At 61.7% G+C, this 6,233-nt stretch carries 4 protein-coding genes; 3 read left to right on the top strand and 1 reads right to left on the bottom strand.

The window, feature by feature from the left end:
- From A3754_RS01890 to A3754_RS01880, 3 genes are all read left to right on the top strand, one after another.
- A partial coding sequence (locus A3754_RS01890) for a response regulator transcription factor (protein ID WP_197468378.1) occupies nucleotides 1-334 on the top strand: 334 nt, incomplete at its 5' end.
- Nucleotides 335-386: 52 nt separating this feature from the next.
- Nucleotides 387-2,147, top strand: coding sequence for an autotransporter assembly complex family protein (locus A3754_RS01885; protein WP_063518700.1), 1,761 nt, complete (start codon nucleotides 387-389; stop codon nucleotides 2,145-2,147).
- Entirely contained in the window at nucleotides 2,144-5,650 is a 3,507-nt protein-coding gene (locus A3754_RS01880; RefSeq protein ID WP_063518699.1) for a translocation/assembly module TamB domain-containing protein, read from the top strand. Before A3754_RS01885 ends, A3754_RS01880 begins: the two co-directional genes overlap by 4 nt.
- Before the next feature lie 267 nt (nucleotides 5,651-5,917).
- Here the strand turns inward: A3754_RS01880 and A3754_RS01875 are convergent.
- Nucleotides 5,918-6,233 (bottom strand): PaaI family thioesterase (locus tag A3754_RS01875; protein WP_156496689.1); only part of this gene is annotated, 316 nt, incomplete at its 5' end.

The raw sequence follows: 6,233 nt of genomic DNA, 5'->3' as shown, positions 1-6,233 counted from the left end.
CGCCGCCGCCGTCGCCGCCACCCACCGTGGCGCGCATAACTATCTGACCAAACCCGCTGGCGCCAACGATATTCTGCAGGCACTGGATGCCGACCCGGCCAGCCAGGCCCTGCCCCTGCCAGACAGCCCACCCTCACTGCAGCGGCTGGAATGGGAGCATATCCAGCGCACCCTCGACACCCACGGCGGCAATATCTCACGGGCGGCAGACGCCCTTGGAATTCACCGCCGCACCCTGCAACGCCGGCTGAAAAAACGGCCCAGTGCCAGCGACTATTCACGTGACAGCCAGCGAGAAAATCCGCACCACAAGGTTGACCCGCCAGGCAGTTAAGGTTCTCGTTCCCCCCGCCCTTGGCTTACACTGTGGGCTGACGTAAACAGGGATGCAGAGCTTGGCGCACCATCGATACCACAATCGGCAGAGCAAGACGTTCATCCTGATGCTGCTGATGCTATTTCCCGCCCTTGCGTTCGCCAAAGACACGCCAAACCTGCACATCACCGGCAACGCCAGCGAGGCGGTAGCCAACAACATTCAGTCGCTGGTGGACCTGTCACGCTACCCCTGCCGGCCGCCCAGAGCCCAATACGGCCTGATCCGCCGTCAAATCATTGCCAACAGTACCGATGCCCTGCAAGCCATGGGCTACTACGACAGCCAGCTTTCCCTTTCCGCCGATGAAAACGGCGACTGCGTCAGCGTGACCCTGGACGTGAACACCGGCCCACCGGTGATACTCAAACACGTGCAAGTGGAAATCACCGGTGATGCGGCCCAGGACCCGGCGTTCACCAAATTGGTGGAACAGGCACAGCTGGCCACCGGTCAACGGCTGCAACACGACCGCTACAGCAACCTGAAAAAAAGCCTGCAACAGCACCTGATCAGCCGCGGCTATGTCCACGGCGAGCTGACCACCCACACCCTCAAGGTGGACACAAAAGCCCACCGGGCCAGCATTACGCTGCATGTGGACAGCGGCCCGCGCTATCACTTCGGTGAAATCACCGTTAGCGGCAGCGTACTCAATCCATCATTGGTTAACGCCTATGTGAGCTTTCAGGAAGGCGAGCCCTACGACAGTGGCCGCATGCTGGAAACCCAGCAGTCCTTTCTTGGTGCCGGTTACTTCAGTGCCGTGCGGGTAGAGAAAGGCGAACCCAACGACACCACCCGCCGGATTCCCGTCAGCATCGCCCTGACGGACAACAACCGCTGGTCCCTGCTCACCGGCGTCGGCGTCAGCACCGATACCGGGCCGCGGGTTCGGCTGGGGGTAGAGAATCGCCGGGTCAACAAGGCCGGACACCGTTTCCGGGCGGAAACCGAATTGTCCGAAGTGCAGCAAGGGGCCGGAGCCAGTTACCAGATCCCGCTGAAGGACCCGCTCCATGAACGGCTGGACCTGCACACCAGCTTCGTCAACGAAAACACCGACAGTAATGAAAACGAACGCTGGAGCACCGGGGCAGATTATATCGTCGAACTGGAAAATCGCTGGGTGGCCACCACCTCCCTGGAATTCCTGCGTGAGACCTACCAGATCGCCGACCAGGTGGATCAGGCCGAACTGCTGATACCCGGCTTCCAGTTAAGTCGCGTCAAGGCCGACGACCCGGTCTACCCCACTTTCGGGTGGCGCCTGAACACCGCCGTGCGGTTCGCCGATCAGAACCTGTCATCCACAGCGTCTTTTTTGCAGCTCACCAGCGGCGGCAAGATTCTCTTTCCCTTGCTGGGCGGGCGCGTCTTGATGCGCACCGATCTGGGTTACACCGAGGTCAATGATGTGACCGAACTGCCAGCCTCCATCCGCTTCTTCGCCGGTGGCGATTCCAGCGTGCGCGGTTTCGCCTATGAATCCCTGGGCCCGGAAGACAGCAACGGTGAGGTCATTGGTGGGCGCCACCTGGCCACCGGTAGCCTGGAATACGATCACCCGCTCACCGAGAAATGGCACCTGGCGGCTTTCACCGATGCCGGCAATGCCTTCAACGATTTCGATGCCTTCGAACCGCGCCACAGTGCCGGCATCGGCATCCGCTGGCGCTCACCACTGGGGCCGATTCGCCTGGATATTGCCCGGGCAGTAGACGAGCACCGTGACTGGCGCCTGCACCTGAGCATGGGGCCGGACCTGTGATCGGGCGCGAACCTCAAAACGGCTTTGCCCTGCGCTCCGTCCTGGCCCGCGGCTTGCTGGTATTACTCAGCCTGTTGCTGGCCTGTCTGCTGGGCCTGACGCTGCTGCTGGGCACCGCCACCGGCAACCGCTGGCTACTGGAAAAAGCCTCCCCCTTTATCCCCGGCGAACTCAGCCTGGGCGAGTGGCACGGCAGCCTGCTCAGCGGCATCACCCTCAATGACATCGACTATCGCTATCAGGGGCTCACCGTGACCCTGGACCAGGTCAGCGCCGATATGGTGCCGCGAGCCCTGCTCAGTGGCTGGCTGGAACTGGAGCGCCTGTCCCTTGGCACCCTGCACATTACGCTTGCGCCCGGAGACAACACCGAGCCGCAACCGGCGGCCCTGCCAGAGAGCCTGGCACTGCCCTTCGGGATACGTATCGACCGGTTAACCATGGATGCCTTTCAACTGAACGACACGGTACTGGTCAGCAAGCTGGAAGCAGACAGCCTCGCGGCCTGGCGAAGCTTCCAGATCGCCCGCCTGCACACTCACACCTTGGCCGATACCACGGTGCAGGCCACCGCCCAGGGCAAATTGACGGCCCCCTTCGATGTGCAAGGCACGGCAAGCTGGCAGCTGCCACTGCCCGACAACAATACCCTGCAGGCACAACGGGCCAGCGGCCAACTCACCCTGGCGGGCCCACTGAGCCAACTTCAGCTGCACCATCAGCTTACCGGCCCGGTGGAAATGCAAAGTCAGGGGGAGTGGCGGCTCAAGGATGAACAATGGCAAATTGCCCTGCACCATCGCTGGCCAGCCCAGGCGTTGCCGCTTGCCTTGCCGCAACCTCTATCACTGGGCAAAGGCGAACTGGACACAAGCGGCCCGCTCGACGCACTGCGCCTGAGCGGCCACACCGGCCTGTCCAGCGGTGAGCGCAATGTGGCCATTACCGTGGACAGCGCCCTCATTCCCGGCGGCATTACCCTGCATGAATTCACCGTACAGGACGGCGACCAGACGCTGGCCAGCAACGGCCAGGTGATGTTCAGCCCATTAAGCTGGGATCTGGACCTCAGTGGCGATCTCAACACCGCCCTGCTGCACCCACTCTTCCCCGGTCAACTGGCCATCGACGGCCACAGCCAGGGGCAGTGGGACGGCGATCGCTGGACCCTGTCGCCCAGTGAGCTGTCGTTGCGCGGCCAGGTGCGCCAGCAGGCACTGTCATTCACCAGCACCCTGCAAAGCCAGACACCCGATGACAAACAACAATTGCACTTGAACACCCAGGGTAGCTGGGGGGACAACCAGCTGCAGGCCAGCGGCCAGGTATGGCCACAGTGGCAACTCCGCAGCGACCTGACACTGGCACGCCTGCAGCAATTGTATCCGGGGCTGAGCGGGAACCTGGCTGGCCAGGTTCAGCTCCAGGGCACCTATAGCGACCCGGCACTCAGCGGCCAGCTCACTGGCAACACTCTGGGCTGGCAGGACTGGCAGATAGCCCAACTGCAAAGCCGTTTCTCCCAACTGCGCCTGCCGCAAACTTCACACCGGGGTGACATGGCGCTAAGCCTGAGCGGCAACCAGATCACGCAGGGCAGCACCGAAGAGGTCAGCACCCTCACTGTCACCGCCAACGGCAACTGGGCCCGGCATCAGCTCAAGGCCGAGGCAAGCCGCAACGAGGTAACCCTGGAAACCCGCTTGCATGGCGGCCTCGACCCGGCAAGCACCACTTGGCAAGGCACCCTCTCCGATACCCGGCTGCAACACACTCGCCTGGGGCAGTGGCAACAAGACACGGACAGCAGCTTGCGTGTCTCTGCCCAATCGCAATCACTGGCCCCGTTCTGTCTGGTACAGGCCCCCAGCCAGCTGTGCCTGCAAGGCAGCCACACTTCCAACGGCCAGGACAACGTGAACGCAGAGGTACATCTGGCCGACCTGCCGCTGGCCCTGGCCAATAGCCTGCTCGGCCCCACCCTGACCATGGAGGGCGCCGTGAATGCCGATCTCACCCTGCACGGTTCGCTGGACAAGCCCGACGGCCAATTCTCCCTGCAAACCCGGGACGCGAAGATCACCGTTAACACCGCAGATGCCCCGCCCCCGGTGGAGATCGAAACGCTCACCGTGCAAGGCACGCTCGCCGATCAACGACTCAGCAGCAACCTGACCCTGACCACCGCGCTGGGCAACGCCCGGGCACAACTGGAGCACGGGCTGGAGCTGGATTCCTCGCTGCAAGGTGAGGTGGATTTCACTTTGAGCAGTCTGGCGTTTGTGGAACTGTTCACCGCCGACCTGCGTGAAGTGCAAGGTCGTATTCGCGGCGACTTTTCCCTGGCCGGCACGGTTCGCCAGCCCATCATGAACGGCGCCATCAAGCTGCAAGACGGGCAAGCACTGATTCCTTTTCTCGGGATCGATATCGCCGACTTGCAAGTGGCGATCCAGGGCAACCCCCAGGGCAAACTGGACATCACCGGCTCCGCGCAAATGGGCACAGGCACTCTGCGTCTGAACGGCACGGTGGACCCCAGCGATAAAAACATCCCCCTGCAACTGACACTCGGCGGCGAGCGTTTGCTTGCCGCTGACCGGCCCGATGCCCGCATCCTGCTAACGCCGGATCTGACCCTGGCAGGCGACCAGGAAGGACTGAACCTGACCGGCTCCCTGGCCATCCCGGAAGCCGAAATCCGCCCAGTGGAAATTCCGGAAGGCGCCATCACCGTCAGCAACGATCAGGTGCTGGTCCATCAGGAAGGGGACAGCCCCAGCCAACTGCCACTGGGCATGGATGTGACCCTGACACTAGGCGACAAGGTTCACTTCAAGGGTTTCGGGCTCGACGCCATGCTCGGCGGCACCCTGCAGGTTGAGCAGAAACCCCAGCGGCCACCGCAACTCAATGGCGAGCTGGTGATTCGTGAAGGGCGTTACCGGGCTTACGGGCAGAATCTGGCCATCAGCGACGGCCAGCTAATATTCCAGGGGCCACCGGACAACCCCGGCCTGGATATTCGCGCCATCCGAAAAATCCCCAGCGAAGGCGTAGTGGTGGGTGTGCAGTTAAGTGGCACCCTGCAAGAACCCAGTGCATCTCTGTTTTCCGATCCCGGCATGGAACAAAGCCAGGCCATGTCTTACCTGCTCACCGGGCGCCCACTGGAAAGTGGCTCCAAGAGCGAGGGCAACCAAATTGCCCAGGCCCTGGCGTTATACGGGCTGGAAAAAGGCAGCGGTGTTACCGAAAAAATCGGCGATAAACTCGGTGTGGATGACATCAGCGTGGGTAGCGACTGGGAAAGCGACGACGCGGCACTGATGCTCGGCAAACAGCTGTCCGAACGGTTGTATCTCACCTACGCGGTGGGCCTGTTCGACGCCATTTCCACCGTCATCCTGCGCTATACCCTGACTCGCAGCCTGCACCTTGAGGCCCGCTCCAGCAGTGAATCGAACAGCATCGATCTAATCTGGGAAAAAGAGTTGAGGTAAAAGAACGCGGGAAGCTACAAGCATCAAGCTGCAACGCGGGTTGGGACAGTGCCACACCGTGACCGCCCTGCCCGCGAAACTCTGTTGAAAGTTCAAAGTGAAAAGTTGAAAAGGGAAACAGAAACAATCTTTGAAGATTGGTGCCTGTGATGATACGCCGCTACGGCTCCACACTAGCCACCAAACTCCTGCAAAACAGCGCGGTGATAACGTTCGTCCTGCGACAATCCATCCACACCGCGCTTTTCAACTTTCAACTCGATCCTTTCAACTACTCGGCAACGCATAGGTCCCGGTGACATGGGCAACCATTTCATCGTTGCCCTCACTGAACAGCTGCACTTCCAACACCGCAGCACGACGGCCCAGCCGCAGAATCACCACCTCGGCGATCAGGTCCGCCGGCGCCGGGCGTGACAGGAAATTAATATTCAGATTCTGTGTCACCGCCATTTCCACCCGGCCCAGCTCTCCCAGAATCGCCGCGTACATGGCCGCATCCGCTAACCCCATCATGGTCGGCCCGGAGATACTGCCACCGGGGCGCAAGGTCGACGGCCGGAACGGCGAACGCACCCGCGCC

Source organism: Alcanivorax sp. HI0083 (genome assembly GCF_001635175.1).
The sequence above is the reverse complement of the archived record's forward strand: the minus strand, read 5'-3'. Positions and strand labels throughout refer to the sequence as shown.